The organism is Streptomyces sp. NPDC052773 (assembly GCF_044547145.1).
Classification (GTDB): Bacteria; Actinomycetota; Actinomycetes; order Streptomycetales; family Streptomycetaceae; genus Streptomyces.
In genome coordinates this window covers 117,423-132,743 of record NZ_JBITZX010000012.1, presented here as the reverse complement: position 1 = coordinate 132,743, position 15,321 = coordinate 117,423, and the positions used below count along the sequence as shown (strand labels likewise).

General features: G+C 72.7%; 12 protein-coding genes. 4 read left to right on the top strand and 8 right to left on the bottom strand.

The window, feature by feature from the left end; genetic code table 11:
- Window position 1: 1 nt before the first annotated feature.
- Entirely contained in the window at window positions 2-403 is a 402-nt protein-coding gene (locus tag ACIG0D_RS25245) for an FMN-binding protein (RefSeq protein ID WP_399804971.1), read from the bottom strand.
- A gap of 55 nt (window positions 404-458) precedes the next feature.
- Window positions 459-1,796 carry a ferric reductase-like transmembrane domain-containing protein gene (locus ACIG0D_RS25240; protein ID WP_399804970.1) on the bottom strand — a complete coding sequence of 446 codons (1,338 nt, stop codon included), beginning with the start codon at window positions 1,794-1,796 and terminating at the stop codon, window positions 459-461.
- A gap of 203 nt (window positions 1,797-1,999) precedes the next feature.
- Between ACIG0D_RS25240 and ACIG0D_RS25235 the strand changes: the two genes are divergently transcribed.
- The 3 genes from ACIG0D_RS25235 to ACIG0D_RS25225 all read left to right on the top strand — a co-directional run bounded on the left by ACIG0D_RS25235 (window position 2,000) and on the right by ACIG0D_RS25225 (window position 6,294).
- Window positions 2,000-2,692, top strand: a complete 693-nt coding sequence (locus tag ACIG0D_RS25235; RefSeq protein ID WP_399804966.1) for a response regulator transcription factor — start codon at window positions 2,000-2,002, stop codon at window positions 2,690-2,692.
- A complete protein-coding gene (locus ACIG0D_RS25230) occupies window positions 2,689-4,170 on the top strand; it encodes a sensor histidine kinase (RefSeq protein WP_399804963.1) in 1,482 nt (493 codons plus the stop codon). Before ACIG0D_RS25235 ends, ACIG0D_RS25230 begins: the two co-directional genes overlap by 4 nt.
- Window positions 4,171-4,257: 87 nt before the next feature.
- Window positions 4,258-6,294 carry an alpha-glucuronidase gene (locus ACIG0D_RS25225; protein WP_399804960.1) on the top strand — a complete coding sequence of 679 codons (2,037 nt, stop codon included), beginning with the start codon at window positions 4,258-4,260 and terminating at the stop codon, window positions 6,292-6,294.
- Here the strand turns inward: ACIG0D_RS25225 and ACIG0D_RS25220 are convergent.
- Genes ACIG0D_RS25220 through ACIG0D_RS25200 form a run of 5 tightly spaced genes read right to left on the bottom strand, consistent with a single transcriptional unit; the run spans window position 6,240 to window position 12,516 of the window.
- Window positions 6,240-8,306 carry a beta-galactosidase gene (locus tag ACIG0D_RS25220; protein ID WP_399804957.1) on the bottom strand — a complete coding sequence of 689 codons (2,067 nt, stop codon included), beginning with the start codon at window positions 8,304-8,306 and terminating at the stop codon, window positions 6,240-6,242. The genes ACIG0D_RS25225 and ACIG0D_RS25220 overlap by 55 nt on opposite strands.
- Complete coding sequence (locus ACIG0D_RS25215; RefSeq protein ID WP_399804955.1) at window positions 8,303-9,022, bottom strand: hypothetical protein; 720 nt, start codon at window positions 9,020-9,022, stop codon at window positions 8,303-8,305. The genes ACIG0D_RS25220 and ACIG0D_RS25215 overlap by 4 nt, the downstream gene beginning before the upstream one ends.
- On the bottom strand, window positions 9,019-10,674 hold the full coding sequence (locus tag ACIG0D_RS25210; RefSeq protein WP_399804952.1) for an extracellular solute-binding protein: 1,656 nt from the start codon (window positions 10,672-10,674) through the stop codon (window positions 9,019-9,021). The genes ACIG0D_RS25215 and ACIG0D_RS25210 overlap by 4 nt, the downstream gene beginning before the upstream one ends.
- A gap of 49 nt (window positions 10,675-10,723) precedes the next feature.
- Complete coding sequence (locus tag ACIG0D_RS25205) at window positions 10,724-11,596, bottom strand: carbohydrate ABC transporter permease (protein WP_399804949.1); 873 nt, start codon at window positions 11,594-11,596, stop codon at window positions 10,724-10,726.
- Complete coding sequence (locus ACIG0D_RS25200) at window positions 11,590-12,516, bottom strand: ABC transporter permease (protein WP_399804946.1); 927 nt, start codon at window positions 12,514-12,516, stop codon at window positions 11,590-11,592. Before ACIG0D_RS25200 ends, ACIG0D_RS25205 begins: the two co-directional genes overlap by 7 nt.
- A gap of 232 nt (window positions 12,517-12,748) precedes the next feature.
- On the opposite strand from ACIG0D_RS25200, the gene ACIG0D_RS25195 reads away from it, so the two are divergent.
- The gene (locus ACIG0D_RS25195; RefSeq protein ID WP_399804943.1) at window positions 12,749-13,738 is read left to right on the top strand and encodes an acetylxylan esterase; all 990 of its coding nucleotides are present in this window, start codon (window positions 12,749-12,751) and stop codon (window positions 13,736-13,738) included.
- Between the two features lie 7 nt (window positions 13,739-13,745).
- On the opposite strand, the gene ACIG0D_RS25190 is transcribed toward ACIG0D_RS25195, so the two are convergent.
- Window positions 13,746-15,320, bottom strand: a complete 1,575-nt coding sequence (locus ACIG0D_RS25190; RefSeq protein ID WP_399804940.1) for an amidohydrolase — start codon at window positions 15,318-15,320, stop codon at window positions 13,746-13,748.
- Between the last annotated feature and the right edge of the window lies 1 nt (window position 15,321).

Genomic DNA, 15,321 nt, shown 5'->3' with positions numbered 1-15,321 from the left:
GTCACGCTCCCCGGGCGTCGAGCGCGGCCTGAAGCGACTTCCGGTAGCCCTCGCTGGTGATCGTCGCCCCGGAGACGGTGTCGATGTCCGCGCTCTGCGCCCGCAGCGTCTCCTCGATCAGCACCGGCACCGCGTTCGTCGTCTGCGGATGGTTCGGCTGGCGCAGTATCCGCACCGCCGCGATCCGCTCCCCCTCGAACGTCACCTCGACCTGCACGTCCCCCTTCTCGGTCGCGACGGCCGGGCCCGCGACCACGTCGGACGAGGCGGCGGGCGCCGACGCGGCGGGCACGGGGGCGGCCGCGGCCTCGCCGGTGGGCGCGGACTCGTGGGAGGGCGCGTAGCGCCAGACGGGGACCAGTCCGGCGACGGTCAGGACCAGGACGGGCAGTGCTCGTTTCACGGTGCTTCCCTCGTTCGCGTCGTACGGGTCGTGCTCGCCGTTCCCCTCGTGCCGGTCATCCGGCCAGGCTGAAGCGCTCGAAGTGGATCTGCGGGGCCGGTACGCCCAGCTCGCGCAGGCTGCGCCGGACCGCGGCGGTCATGCCGGGCGGGCCGCAGAGGTAGACGTCGCGGTCGGCGATGTCGGGAACCAGGCGGGCCAGTTCGGCCGGGGCGAGGCGGTCGGGGGTGGCGGGGCCGGTGACCAGGTACAGCTCGGCGCCCTTGGCGTGGGCCAGCTCGCGGAGTTCGTCGTGGAGGACGGCGTCCCGTTCGGTGGCGACCCGGTAGATGACGACGGCGTGACCGCTCAGCTCCTCCAGTAGCGCCCGGATGGGGGTCACGCCGACGCCGCCCGCGACGAGGACGGCGTCGGGGCGGGTGCGGTGCAGGGTGGTGAACGCGCCGTAGGGGCCCTCGGCGAACACCCGGGTGCCGACCCGCAGGTCGCGCAGGGCGGCGCTGCCGTCGCCGGCCGCCTTCACGGTCAGCCGCAGGGTGCGGCCGTCGGGCGCCGCCGACAGGGAGAACGGGTTGGCCTGCCACCAGCGGTCGCGGGTGAGGAACCGCCAGAGGAAGAACTGGCCCGCTCGGGCGGGCAGCCGGTCGAGGTCGCGGCCGGTGACGTAGACGGAGACCACGTCGTCGTTCTCCGGGACGACCGCGGAGACCCGCAGCCGGTGGCGCAGGTTCCGCCGAACGGGCAGTACGACGCGGCCGAGCAGGACCGCGCCGAGGGCGGCGCCCCACAGGGTCCACCAGTAGGCGGTGGCGGCGGGCGAGGCGACGAAGGTGGTGCCGGTGGCGACCTGGTGGGAGAAGGCGAGGACGACCGCCAGGTAGGTGTAGAGGTGGACGAAGTGCCAGGTCTCGTAGGCGAGCCGGCGGCGGGCGAAGCGGGCGGAGACGGCGCCGACGGCGAGGATCAGGGCGAGGGCGGCCACCGCACGGAGCACGCCCTCGGTGGTCTCGGCGAGGTCCACGAGCTGGTTCACCGGGTCCATCCCGGAGGAGTCGGCGTAACCGAAGGTGATGAAGACGGCGTGCCCGAGCAGCGTCCACAGCAGCGCGAAGCCGGTCCAGCGGTGCCACAGGGTGAGCCGGTCCATGCCGATGCGGCGGTCCAGCCAGGGCAGCCGGGCCACCAGCAGCAGCTGGAAGGCCATGAGCAGCGCGCCGTACAGGCCGGCCGCGCGGCCCAGCACGACGAGGGCGTTGGAGGCGAACCCGGCCTGCGTGAAGAAGACGGTCACGACGGCCGCGTTGGCGGCGAGCACGGCGTACAGACCGGTGCGCGCCACCATCCGGGGGCGTATCGCCGTGGGGGGCCGGGGAGGCGATTGGACGGTCGTCACGGACGGCAACTCCTGAGTCGAGGGCCATGAAGGCGCCGAGTGGTTCGGGGACCGAGGTCACCGAGGGGGCCGGAGCCGAGGACACCGAGCTTGGCCGCCCGGGGCTGTCGATTTCCTGTCGTACAACTTTCAAGTGTGTATCGATCGTTGCCCGGCTCGCGCGCGGGACTGGTCCGTCCGGGTGGGTCACGCACTATGAACGGGTGGAAAAAGTACGACTGCTCGTCGTGGACGACGATCCGCCCATCGCCGACCTCGTCGCCACGGTCGCCCGCTACGAGGGCTGGGAGGCGGTCACCGCCCACACCGGCGAGCAGGCACTGCGCCGCGCGGCCGAGTTCCGTCCGGACATCGTGGTGCTCGATCTGATGCTGCCCGATCTCGACGGTTTCGGCGTCCTGGACCGGCTGCGCGCCTCGGGCACGATGGTGCCGGTGGTGTTCCTCACCGCGCGCGACGGCGTCGCCGACCGGGTGGCGGGACTGACCCGCGGCGGCGACGACTACCTGGTCAAACCGTTCGCGGTGGAGGAGCTGATGGCCCGGCTGCGGACCGTGCTGCGGCGCAGCGCCGGACCCGGGTTCCAGCGGTCGGTGCTGCGGGTCGGGGACCTCACGATGGACGAGGACACCCGGGAGGTGCGGCGCGACGGCACCCTGCTGACGCTCACCCCGACCGAGTACGAGGTGCTGCGCTATCTGATGCGCAGGTCGCCGACCGTGCTCACCAAGGCGCAGATCCTCGACCACGTCTGGGAGTACGGCTTCGGCGGCCGGTCCAACGTCGTCGAGCTGGTCGTCAGCCGCCTGCGCCGCAAGCTGGACGAGGCCGGCCGCGGACAGCTGATCCACACCGTGCGAGGCTTCGGATACGTCATCCGGCAGGCCGCGGAGTGATCCGGCGGCTGACCTCCACCCACCGGCGGCTGCGGCTCGGCACCCGGCTGGCGCTGGGCCTGGGCGCGCTCGCCCTGCTCGTCTTCGCGGTCGTCGGCACGGCCCTGACCACGTCCATGCGGGACTATCTGTCGGCCCAGCTCGACACCCAGCTGGCGCAGGGCCAGATGGCCCAGTCCAAGAGCATCGCGGACTACGGCACGCTCTCCGGGAAGAAGTACTACCGCTGGTACTACGCCGTGTACGACGTGGCGGACGGCACCGCCGTGCTGCGCCGGCCCGAGGACCCCGCCGACCTGCCCGCGGACGTCGACGACTTCACCGCCCTGGCCCGGGCCCAGACCGCCGCGCACACGGAAGTGCTGCGCACCGAGCACCTCAGGGGCGCCGGCACCTACCGGCTGCGCGCCTGCGAGGTCCGGCCCGGGGTGGTGCTGGTGAGCGCCGCGCCGATGGACGGGATCGAGGACACCGTCGGACGGCTGATCCGCATCCAGGTCGTGGCGTTCGGGCTGGCGCTGCTCGCGCTGGTGGTGTTCGGGCGCCGGATGCTGCGGCGCGGGCTGAAGCCGCTCAGCGACATGGCGCACACCGCGCACGGCATCGCCTCGCACGATCTGACCGAGTCGGCGGCCCGGCTGCCGCTGCGCGCGCCGCGCGCCGGGGGCGGGCCTGAGGTGGAGGAGCTGCGCACCGCGTTCAACACCATGCTGGAGCACATCGACCACTCCCTCGCGGTGCGCGCGGAGGCCGAGCGGAGGCTGCGCCGCTTCGTCGCGGACGCCTCGCACGAGCTGCGCACCCCGCTGATGTCCGTGCGCGGCTACGCCGACCTGTTCCAGTACGCCGCCGCCAACGCGCCCGAGGAGCGCGAGAAGCACCTGGCGCGGCTGCGCGCCGAGGCCGCCCGCATGGGGTTCCTGCTGGACGATCTGCTGTTGCTCGCCCGGCTGGACGCGGCCGAGGTGGAGACGCCGCTGCGGATGACCGAGGCGGATCTGACGGAGCTGGTGGAGCAGGCCGCCGACGCGTTCCGGGCCGGCCACCCGGACCATCCGCTGACCGTGCGGACCCAAGGGGCCGAGGGCCTCTCGGGAACCGGGGGAACCGGCGGCGGGCCGGTGCGGCTGCGACTGCGGCTCGATCCGCAGCGCATCCGGCAGGTGCTGGACAACCTGCTCACCAACGCCGCCGTGCACACCCCGGCCGGGACCGAGGTGTGCGTGGAGGCCTCGGTCGCGCCCGGGGCGGCTGTCGTCCGGGTCACCGACACGGGGCCCGGTATTCCCGCCGCCGACCGGGAACGGGTCTTCGACCGCTTCTACCGCGTCGACAAGGCCCGCAGCCGCGACCGCGGGGGCAGCGGCCTGGGCCTGTCCGTCGCCGCCTCCCTGGTGCGGGCGCACGGCGGGACGATCGAGGTGGCGAGCGAGCCGGGCCGGACGGAGTTCACGGTACGGCTGCCGATGCCGTCCTAGGGGATGATCGCCCCCTCCCGCGCGCCCCGCCCACGGGCGATACTTTCCCCGGCTCTCCCCGCCGACCGCGCACCCGAGGGGGTTTCGTTGACCGCGTCCGCCGCCGCGTCCGCCGCCGGGAGCGCCGCCGCTCCGGATCCCGCCTGGCTGCCCCGAGAAGCCTTCCGCGCCCTCGGCTCCCGCCGAGTCCTCGTCCACGGCGACGGGCTCCTCGCCGACACGGTGTACGACGAGGTGACGGCGGCCTGCGCGGAGTTCGGCGGCGAGGCCGCCCGGGTCGCCGAGCCGGACCCCGATGACCCCGGCCGGCCGTACGACCTGCTGCTGCGCACCCGCCCCGAACACCTGGACCGGCTCGGCGAGGAGGGCTTCTTCCTGGAGCGGCGCGACGGCCGCACCACGGTCACCGCCGCCGCCCCGCACGGCCTGCTCCACGGCCTCTTCCACGTCGTACGCCTCGGCCGGACCGCCTTCGACCGCGACCGGCAGCGCCAGGCGCACCGCCCTGTGCTCGCCACGCGCATGCTGAACCACTGGGACAACGTCTCCGTGCACCCGGTGATGGGCCAGGTTGAGCGCGGTTACGCGGGTGGCTCGCTGTTCTGGCGGGACGGCGTGGCGCGCGGGGACCTGGACCGTGTACGGGCGTACGGGCGGCTGCTCGCGGCGAGCGGGATCAACGCGGTCGCCGTGAACAACGTGAACGTGCACGCGGAGGAGGCCCGGCTGCTCACCGACCGGCTCGGCGAGGTGGCCGACCTGGCGGACGCGCTGCGCCCGTACGGCATCCGCACCCATCTGTCGGTGACGTTCGCCGCGCCCGTCGTCCTCGGCGGCCTGCCCACCGCCGACCCGCTGGATCCGGCGGTGCGCGCCTGGTGGGCTGAGGCGACCGGGCGGGTGTACGCGGCGATACCGGACTTCGGCGGCTACGTCGTGAAGGCCGACTCGGAGGGGCAGCCGGGCCCGTTCGCCTACGGCCGCACCCACGCCGACGGGGCGAACCTGCTCGCCGACGCGCTCGCCCCGCACGGGGGCACGGTGCACTGGCGGGCCTTCGTCTACAACCACCGCCAGGACTGGCGGGACCGCTCGACGGACCGCGCGCGGGCCGCGTACGACCACTTCGCCCCGCTCGACGGGACCTTCCGCGACAACGCGGTCCTCCAGGTCAAGCACGGCCCGATGGACTTCCAGGTCCGCGAGCCGGTCTCCCCCGTCATCGGGGCCATGCCGGGCACCCGGATCGCGGTGGAGATCCAGGCCACCCAGGAGTACACCGGCCAGCAGCGGCACGTGTGCGCGCTGGCGCCGATGTGGAGCGAGGTGCTGCGGTTCCGTCCCGAGGGGGAGGGCACGCCGACCGTCGCGGAGCTGGCGCGCGGCGGCCTGGTCGCCGTCTCCAACGCCGGGGACGACCCCTACTGGACGGGCCACCCCCTCGCCCAGGCCAACCTCTACTCGGTCGGCCGGCTCGGCTGGGAGCCCGGCGCCGACCCGTACCGGCTCCTCGGCGAGTGGATCGACCTGACCTTCACGCCCGAGCGCACCCGGGAGCCCGAGCGGCTGCGGGCCGGGGTGTACGCGGTGCTGAAGGACTCGTGGCGGACGTACGAGAAGTACACCGCCCCGCTCGGCGTCGGCTTCATGGTGCAGCCGGGGCACCACTACGGGCCGAGCGTCGACGGCTACGAGTACAGCCCCTGGGGCACCTACCACTTCGCCGACCGTGACGGCGTCGGCGTCGACCGCAGCCGCGCCGGCGGCACCGGTTACGCCGCGCAGTACGCGAAGCCCTGGTCGGAGCTGTACGAGTCCCCGGACACCTGCCCCGACGAGCTGCTGCTGTTCTTCCACCACGTGCCCTACGACCATGTCCTGCACAGCGGGAAGACGGTGATCCAGCACATCTACGACACCCACTTCGAGGGGGTCGAGGAGGTGGAGGAGGCCCGCCGGGTGTGGGCCTCGCTCGCGGACCTGGTGGAGCCGGGGCGGCACGCGCGCGTGGCGGAGCGGTACGAGGAGCAGGTGCGCAGCGCCCGCGAGTGGCGGGACCACATCAACAGCTACTTCTTCCGCAAGTCCGGCGTGCCGGACGCGCACGGCCGCCGGATCCACTGAAGCCGCAGGACGGCGACGCCCCGGGCGTCGAGCGGGAGGGCGTCGCCCCGCTCGACCCGCCGGCCGGTGAGGAGATCCCTCCCGGGGGCGTGCGCGGTCAGGTGGGCGGGCTCGGCGGCGTGGTTGAGGAGGAACAGCAGCCGGGTGCCGTCCGGGGTGACGCGGTGCGCGGTCTCGACGGCGCGGTGGGCGGCGTACGGCCCGATCAGCCCGTGTCGGTCGAGGACGCGGCGGACGACCCGGTCGACGCCGGGCTGGTCCAGCGCGGTGGCCACGTACCAGCCCTCCCCCGCTCCGAACCGGTTGCGGGTGACGGCGGGGGTGCCCGCGTAGAAGTCCTCCTGGTAGACGCCTACGGGTTCCGCGCCGCGCGGCAGCACGATCTCGAACACCAGCCGGGCGTCCACCCGCGCCCCGTCGAACAGGACCGGGTTGACGACGTCGGCCGGACGCGCGTCCCACTCGTCCACGCGCACGCCCATGAGCCGGGCGAGCGGCCCCGGGACGTCGGTGGGGAAGGCCCGGTCGTGGAGGTCGGCGCGGCCGGAGAGGAAGGTGGCCAGGACCGTGCCGCCGCGCGCGGCCACCGCCTCGAGACGGGCCGCGAGGTCGCCCTTCACCAGGTGCAGCACGGGGGCGAGGACCACGTCGTACGGCGTGAGGTCCGCGGTCACCGGGATCACGTCCACGTCGGCGCCCGCCTCGCGCGCGGCCCGGTAGTAGGCGTGCACGACGTCCTGGTAGCGGACCAGCCGGGACGGGCCGTCGGAGATCTCCAGCGCCCACCAGCTGTCCCAGTCGAAGAGGAGGGCGGTGCGGGCGGGGGTGCGGGCGCCGAGCGTGAGACCGCCCAGGGACCGCAACTCCTCACCCACCCGGGCGACTTCGGCGAAGACCCGGGTGTCGTCGCGGCCAGCGTGGCCGATGACCGCGCCGTGGTACTTCTCGCAGGCGCCGCGCGAGGCGCGCAGCTGGAAGTACAGCACCGCGTCCGCGCCGTGCGCGACGGCCTGCCAGCTCGCCAGGCGCAGCTCGCCGGGGCGGCGCAGCGGGTTCACGTCCCGGCTCGCCGTGGTGGACGGCGTCTGCTCCATGAGCCAGAAGGGGGCGCCGTCCTTGAGGCCGCGCATCAGGTCGTGGGCGAGGGCGGGCCAGGTCGGCGGGGCGCCGAGGGGCGGGTAGTCGTCCCAGGAGGCGAAGTCGAGGTGCGGGGCCCAGCGGTGGTAGTCGAGCGGGCGGTACATGCCCATGAAGTTGGTGGTGACGGGGGTCGCCGGATCGTGGGCGCGGATCGCCGCCTTCTCGGCGGTGAAGCAGCCGAGCCGGGCGTCGGTGGTGAAGCGGTGGTAGTCGAGGGTGATGCCCTGGAAGGCGGTGTGGTCGGGGCCGCGCCAGTGCTCGGTGAGGGCGCTGGGCGGCTCGATCTGGTCCCAGGCGGTGTAGCGGTGTGACCAGAAGGTGGTCCACCAGGCGTCGTTGAGGGCGTCGAGGGTGCCGTGCCGGGCGCGCAGCCAGTCACGGAAGGCGGCGGCGCACCGCTCGCAGTAACAGGGGCCTTGGTACTCGTTGTTGATGTGCCAGGCGAGCAGGGCGGGGTGGCGAGCGTAGCGTTCGGCGAGCCGGCCGGCGAGGGCGGTGGAGAGGCGGCGGTACGCCGGTGAGCTGGGGCAGAAGGTGTGGCGCTGGCCGTAGCGGTGGCGGCGGCCCTCGAAGTCGGTGTGGTTGACCTCGGGGTACGCCGTGGCCAGCCAGGGCGGCACGGCGGCCGTGCCGGTGGCCAGGCAGACCCGGCGGCCCTCGGCCGCGGCGCGGTCGAGGACGCGGTCGAGGACGGTGAAGTCGTAGGTGTCCTCGGCGGGCTGGGTGAGGGACCAGGCGAAGACCCCGACGGTGAGGGTGTCGATGCCGGCCCGCGTGAACAGCCGGTGGTCGTCGTCCCACACCGGCTCGGGCCACTGCTCGGGGTTGTAGTCGCCGCCGTACGGGATGCGGTCGGTGCGGGGCGTGGTCATCCGGTGAACTCCCTCTCCGTCTCGGCGATCACCGGGCGGCCGGCGTGCAGCAGGGACAGCAGCAGCGGGGCGGCCAGCAGGGCGGGCAGCGCCTCGGTGAGCCAGGCGGTGAACGCGGCGGCCAGGAACGTCAGGGAGGCGGCGGCCAGGGTGGTACGGCCGTGGCGGAGCAGGAACCAGGCGGCGAGCCGGGCGGTGTCCCGGGCGCGGAAGGCGAACAGCGAGGTGATCAGCAGGGCGTGCGCGCCCCACAGCAGCGCGCCGGCGCCGGTGACGGCGAGCAGCGCCGCCCACCAGCGGGGCAGGCCGGTCGCGGTGAAGTGGGTGAGGGTGAAGGCGATGAGGGTGAGCCAGCCGAGCAGCGGCGTCCACAGTTTCAGCGCGGGGACGGCGTTCAGCCGCCAGCCGCGCCGGAAGGCGCGGGCCGGGTGCAGATCGGCGAGGTCGCGGCTGCGGTGGTACAGGGCGTAGACGGCGGCGCACGCGGCCGGGCCCACGGGCAGCAGGCAGAGGGCGGCCAGGGGCAGGTTCGACGGGTCCGGCCCGAGCAGCAGCAGCCCGGCCAGGCCCGGCGCGGTGGTGAGCAGCAGCAGCGCCTGGACCGTGACCAGGGTGTGGATCAGCGCGGCGGCCCGGGAGAGGGGGCCCGTTCCGAAGGCGGCGGGGGTGCCCCGCGTGGGGAACGGGCCGCCCGGTCCGTCGGGGACGCGGATCACCCGTTCTCCTGCTCGAAGCGTTCGCGGGCCTGGTTGTGCAGGTCGACGAGGCGGTCCATGTTCTTCGCCTTCAGCTCGGCGACGTAGTCGTCCCACTCCGACAGCGGGCGCTTGCCGAGGGCGAACTTGAGGGTGTTCTGGGTGACGTGGTCGCGCAGCGGGGTCTCCCACAGCTGGGCCTGCTCCTGCTCCTCGGTCCGCAGCGGGTGGGCCGGGTCGACGGGCAGCTGCCGCCGCCGGGACATCGCGTCCTGGAACCTCCGCTCGTCCGGGCCGAACATGGAGGAGACCAGTTCCCAGCTGCCGCCGTAGGCGAAGACGCCGTTGTAGAAGCCGTAGTCCTTCTGGAGGTCCTTCGGGGCGTCCGGGTCGGAGCCCATGAGGCTGATGCCGTCCTTCGTCCGGTACCGGCCGCCGGAGCGGGTGTAGGTGACGCCCTCGACGCCCCAGCGGGCGAACCGCTGGCCCTCGTCCGAGTACCAGAGCCAGTCCACGAACTGCAGCAGCGCCACGAAGTTGTCGCTCTTCAGCGCCTCGCTGGAGATCATCACGCCGTTCTCCAGGCGGGCGCCGCCCAGCACGACGGGGCCGGCGGGCCCGATCGGCACCGGCACCATCTCGATCTTCGCGCCCTTCACCTGCTTGCGCAGGTTGTAGCGGTAGTTCTGCACCAGCTCCTGCGGGTTGGCGCTGATCGCGAAGGTCTTCTCGCCCAGCAGCTTCTGCACGGCCTCGTCGTCGGTCTGGGTGAAGCTCTCGGGGTCGATCAGCTTCTCCGCGACCAGCTTCCGCACGAACTCGATCATCTGCCGGAAGGCGTCCGTGGCGCCGGTGAAGACGAAGGTGCCCGCGTCCGCGTCCCAGCTGATGTTGGTGTACGTCCATCCGGCCCGCACCCCGTACGCCTGGCCGAGGTAGCTGAACAGGGCGGCGGCCGGGTAGGGCGTGTTGGTGCTCCAGCGGTCGGAGAAGGGGTAGCGGTCGGGGTACTCCCGCCTGATCGCGGTGAACACCTCGTACACCTCGTCCCAGGTGGTGGGCGGGTTCAGGCCGAGCCGTTCGAGGACGTCCGTGCGCAGCGCCAGCGAGTATCCGGACCTGACCTTCTCGTGCAGGCCGGGCAGCAGATAGAACCTGCCGTCGGACTGCCGGATGGAGTCGAGCTCCGGCTGGAGCCGCCACTTGCGCACCGCCGCCTGGAAGTTGGGCATGAGGTGGACGTAGTCGCTGACGGGGAGGATCGCGCCGGACGACACGAACGCGACCTCGGAGGGGTGGTAGGTCTTCGGGATCAGGAAGGGGGCGTCGCCCGAGCCGATGAGGACGCTGCGCTTCTTCTCGTAGTCCGCCAGGGGCACCGCGACGGGCTTCAGGGTGACGCCGGTGCGCCGGGTCAGCTCCGCCCAGAACAGCCAGTCGTCCTTGAGCGGGTAGACCGGGTTGTTGTTGTGCAGCACGTCGAAGGTGAGCGGCTTGGAAGCCTTGAACGGCTCTCCGGCGCGGTGGTTCTTCATCGCGCCGTCCCGCTTGCGCGACAGGTCCTTGCCGTCCTCTCCGTCCTCGCCGCCGCCGCAGCCGGCGAGGGTGGCGAGTCCGATGAATCCCGCGGCGGAGAGGATCTGGCGCCGCGACAGCCGGCCTGTGTTCTTCACGTCGGACTCCCTTGTTCCGTTGGGCCGTTGAGGGCGCGCGCGGGGGGTGTCACCCCTTGACCGCGCCGAGCATCACGCCGGAGACGAAGTAGCGCTGGACGAACGGGTACACGCAGAGGATCGGCAGCGAGGTGAGCACGATGGTGACGGCCTGGATGTTCGCCGCGACCTGGGTGAGCTGTTCGGTGCCCGCGCCGGCGTTGCCGCCGCCGGTCGCACCGGCGATGAGGTTGCGCAGGTAGACGGTGACCGGCATCAGCTCGGTGCGGTCCAGGTAGAGGAACGCCCCGAACCAGGAGTTCCAGAAGGACACCGAGTAGAACAGCACCATGGTCGCGACGACCGCCTTGGACAGCGGCAGCACGATCCGGGCGAGGATGCCGTAGGTGCCGAGGCCGTCGATCTGCGCGGCCTCCTCCAGCTCGCTCGGCAGGTTCTCGAAGAAGGCCTTCATCACCAGCAGGTTGAACACGCTGATCGCGTTCGGCAGGGCCAGCGCCCAGATGGTGTTCTTCAGGCCGAGGCTGGTGATCAGCACGTAGTTCGGGATCAGCCCGCCGGTGAAGAACATGGTGAACACGGCGATCCCGACGAGCAGGCCGCGCCCCTTTAGGTGCTTCTTCGACAGCACGTACGCGTAACAGGTCGTCAGGACCATGGCGATGGCGGTGGAGACGACCGTGTAGAGCACGGTGTTGCCGTAGTTCCGCCAGAACATCGCGTCGTGGAAGACGATGTCGTACGTGGTGAGGTCGAACCCCTTCGGCCACAGCGTCACCTCGCCGGCCCGGATCTGCCGTTCACCGCTGAAGGAACGGGCGATGATGTTGACGAAGGGGTAGAGGGTGACGATCACGACCAGGGTGAGGACGACCGCGTTGATCCCCTGGAAGACACGGTAGGAGCGGCTCGGTCTCACCACAGGCTCGTCCCCACCGTGCGACGCGAGAGCTGGTTGGCGGAGGTGATCAGGACCAGCCCGATGACCGCCTCGAACAGGCCGATCGCGGCGGCGTAGCTGAAGCTGTTGGACTCCACGCCGGTGCGGTAGAGGTACGTCGAGATGACGTCGGCGGTCGGGTACGTCAGCGGGTTGTAGAGCAGCAGGATCTTCTCGAAGCCGACGGCCAGGAACGTGCCGATGTTGAGGATGAGCAGGGTGATCATGGTGGGGCGGATGCCGGGCAGGGTGACGTGCCAGATCTGCCGCCAGCGGTTGGCGCCGTCGATGCGGGCCGCCTCGTACAGGTCGTCGTCGATGGTGGTGAGCGCGGCCAGGTAGAGGATCGTGCCCCAGCCGGCGGTCTGCCAGATCTCCGAGCCGACGTAGATGGTGCGGAACCACTCGGGTTCCTGGATGAACCGGATCGGTTCGTGCCCGAACCAGCCGAGGACGTGGTTGACCGGGCCGTTGGTCGACAGCATCTGGAGGGTGATGCCGGCGACGATCACGACCGACAGGAAGTGCGGCAGGTAGGACACCGACTGCACGAACCGTTTCAGCGCGCGGGTGCGCACCTCGTTCAGCAGCAGCGCCAGCACGATCGGGATCGGGAAGCAGAAGACGAGGGTGAGCGCGCCGATCCACAGGGTGTTGCGGAACACCTGCCAGAAGGTGGGGTCGGTGAGGAACATCTCCACATAGCGCAGCCCCACCCACTCCTCGCCGAAGATCGACCCGCCGGGTTCGAAACGGCGGAACGCGATCACGTTGCCGATCATCGGCAGATAGCGGAACACCAGGAAGAACAGCAGCGGCAGCACCGCCAGCGAGTACAGCTGCCAGTCGCGGCGCAGGGCCTGCCGCCAGGTGCGGCGCGTCACGACGGTCCGGTTGGTCATGTCAGTTCGCGCCTCCACGAATGTTCCGGCAGTGGTGCCGCAACTTAAGTGGGGGTGTGAGGGGTGTCAATGGGTGCTGCAGAAGGCGAAGTTGAGCGGGATGGGGCATCCGATCCGGCGAACTCCCCTACGAGCAGGCAGTTTTCCCATCACCACCAATTCGAAAGTTTCAGATGCATAGCCGTAACGATCGGAGGGGAGAGAGATCCTGTCCTGAACCCCGGGAGGTGCCGTGCCCGCGTTCGACATGCCGCTGGACCAACTGGAGAACCACCGCCCCGCCCCCGACGAGCCCGCCGACTTCGACGCGTTCTGGCAGGCCACGCTGAAGGAGGCCGAACCGGCCGAACCGGTCCTGTCCGCCCGCCCGGTGGCCACCGGGCTCCGGCTGGTCGACACCTGGGACGTGACGTTCCCGGGTTTCGCCGGTGACCCGGTGCGCGCCTGGTACACCCGCCCGGCCGGGACGCCGGGTCCGCTGCCCGCCGTCGTGGAGTACGCCGGTTACGGCCGCGGCCGAGGCCTGCCCCACGAACGGCTCACCTGGCCCGCCGCCGGATACGCCCATCTGCTCATGGACAACCGCGGCCAGGGCGACCGGTACGGCAGCGGCGGCGCGACCCCGGACCCGCACGCCACGGCCCCCGGCGGACCGGGCCCCGCCGTACGCGGCCTGCTCGATCCGCACGACTACCACTACCGCCGGCTGATCACCGACGCGGTCCGCGCGGTGGCCGCGCTGCGGGCGCTGCCCGGGGTCGACCCCGGGCGGGTGGCCGCGGCCGGCAACAGCCAGGGCGGCGGGCTCGCGCTGGCCGTCGCGGGGCTGGTGCCCGACCTCGCGGCCGTCCTGGTCACCGCCCCACTGCTGTGCGGCATCCGCCGCGCCCTCGACCTCACCGACGACGGGCCGTACGGCGAGATCTCCGCCTATCTCGCCGTGCACCGCGGCGCCGAGACGGCTGCCCTGCGCACCCTCTCCTACGTCGAGGGCGTCCCCTTCGCCCGCCGCGCCACCGCCCCCGCGCACTTCGGCGTCGGCCTGCGCGACACGGTCTGCCCGCCCAGCGGCGCGTACGCCGCCTACCACCGCTACGGCGAGCTGACGGACCCCGATCCGCGCCGCGAGCTGCACGCCTATCCGTTCAACGGGCACGAGGGCGGGGAGGCGGCGCATGTCCGGCGCCAACTGGACTGGCTGGGCGGCCTGTTGGCGCCCTGAGAGACGATCAGAGCGTCCGGTGCACGATGTGCCCGCCGGTGACGGTGAGCGGTACCGGCGCCTCGGCGACCTCGTCCGCCGGAGCCTTGACCGGGTCGAGGCCGAAGGCGGTCAGGTCGGCGCGGAAGCCCTCGGCGATCCGTCCGGCGACGGCGGACTCCCCGGCGGCGAGGGCCGCGTGGGTGGTGCAGCCCTCCAGGGCCTGGAGGCCGGTGAGACCGGCGCGCGCGGAGGCCGCACCCCGCGGCGCCCGCGCGGTGGCGAGGACGGCGCGGGCGTCGTAGTGGGCGATCGGCCAGTCCGAGCCGAGGGCGACGACCGCGCCCGCGTCCCGCAGGTCCCGCAGCCGCCAGGCCCGCCCGGCGCGGGCGTCGCCGAGCCGCCGGGACCACTCGTCGGAGCGGTCGGCGCGGGTGTACTCGGTGTGCGGGGGCTGCATGGAGGCGATGACGCCCAGCTCGGCGAAGCGCCCGATCGTGTCGTCGGGCACCGACTCGATGTGCTCGATCCGGTGCGTGAGCCGCGCGCCCGGGCCCAGTTCGGCGACCGTGTCGAGGACGTGGCGCACGGCCGCGTCCCCGATCGCGTGGGTGGCGGTGCGCACCCCGGCCCGGTGAAGGTGGTGCACCGCGTCGCGGTAGGCCGCCGGGTCGGGCCAGAACGCCTCGGTGCCCTGGCCGTGGCAGTCCGGGTGCTCCAGCCAGGCGGTGCCGCCCTCGACGGTGCCGTCCATGAAGAACTTCACCCCGCCGACCCGCCAGTGCCGCCCGCCGAGCCGCTGCAGGGCGACGAGTTCCGCCAGGTCGTCGCGGTCCGCGCCCGGCATGCACCAGGGGGCGAACCGCAGCCGCAGCGGCAGCACGGTCTCCTCCGCCACCGCGCGGACCAGCTCCGGGTCGCCGGCGTCCATGACATGGGCGCCGGTGAGTCCGGTGGCCGCCATGGCGGACAGCAACTCCACCAGTCGGGCCCTGCGTTCGGCGTACGACGGGCGCGGCATGACCGCGGTCACCAGGTCCATCGCGGCGTGCTCCACGAGGTGCCCGGTCAGCCGGCCGTCGGCGTCGACGGCGAGGTGGGAGCGCTGCGCGAACGTCCGGGGGCCGGTCACGCCGGCGGCCTTCAGCGCGGCCCCGGTGACGAGGGCCGAGTGGCCGTCGTAGAGCCGCAGGAAGGCGGGAGTGTCGCCGAGGACGTCCTCGATCAGGGCGCGGTCGACGGGCCGCCCGCCGAACACGTTGTGGTCCAGGCCGAAACCGACCACCCAGCCGTCCGTCCGCTCCGCGCGGGCGAGCGCGGCCCGCAGCCCGTCGAGGTCGGTGACCCGCGACAGATCGAGCCCCGTGGCCATGTCCAGGCCGTACACCGGATGGCTGTGGCCGTCCACCAGCCCCGGCACCAGCCAGGCACCACCCAGATCGACGACCTCGGTGGCGGCGCCGCGCCAGTCGCGTACGTCGTCCTCCTCCCCCACGGCGGCGATCCTCCCGTCGCGCACGGCGACCGCGGTGGCGTACGGCCGGTCGGGGTCGAGGGTGCGGACACGGGCGCCGGTGAGAACCAGGTCGGCGGGGGCAGGCATG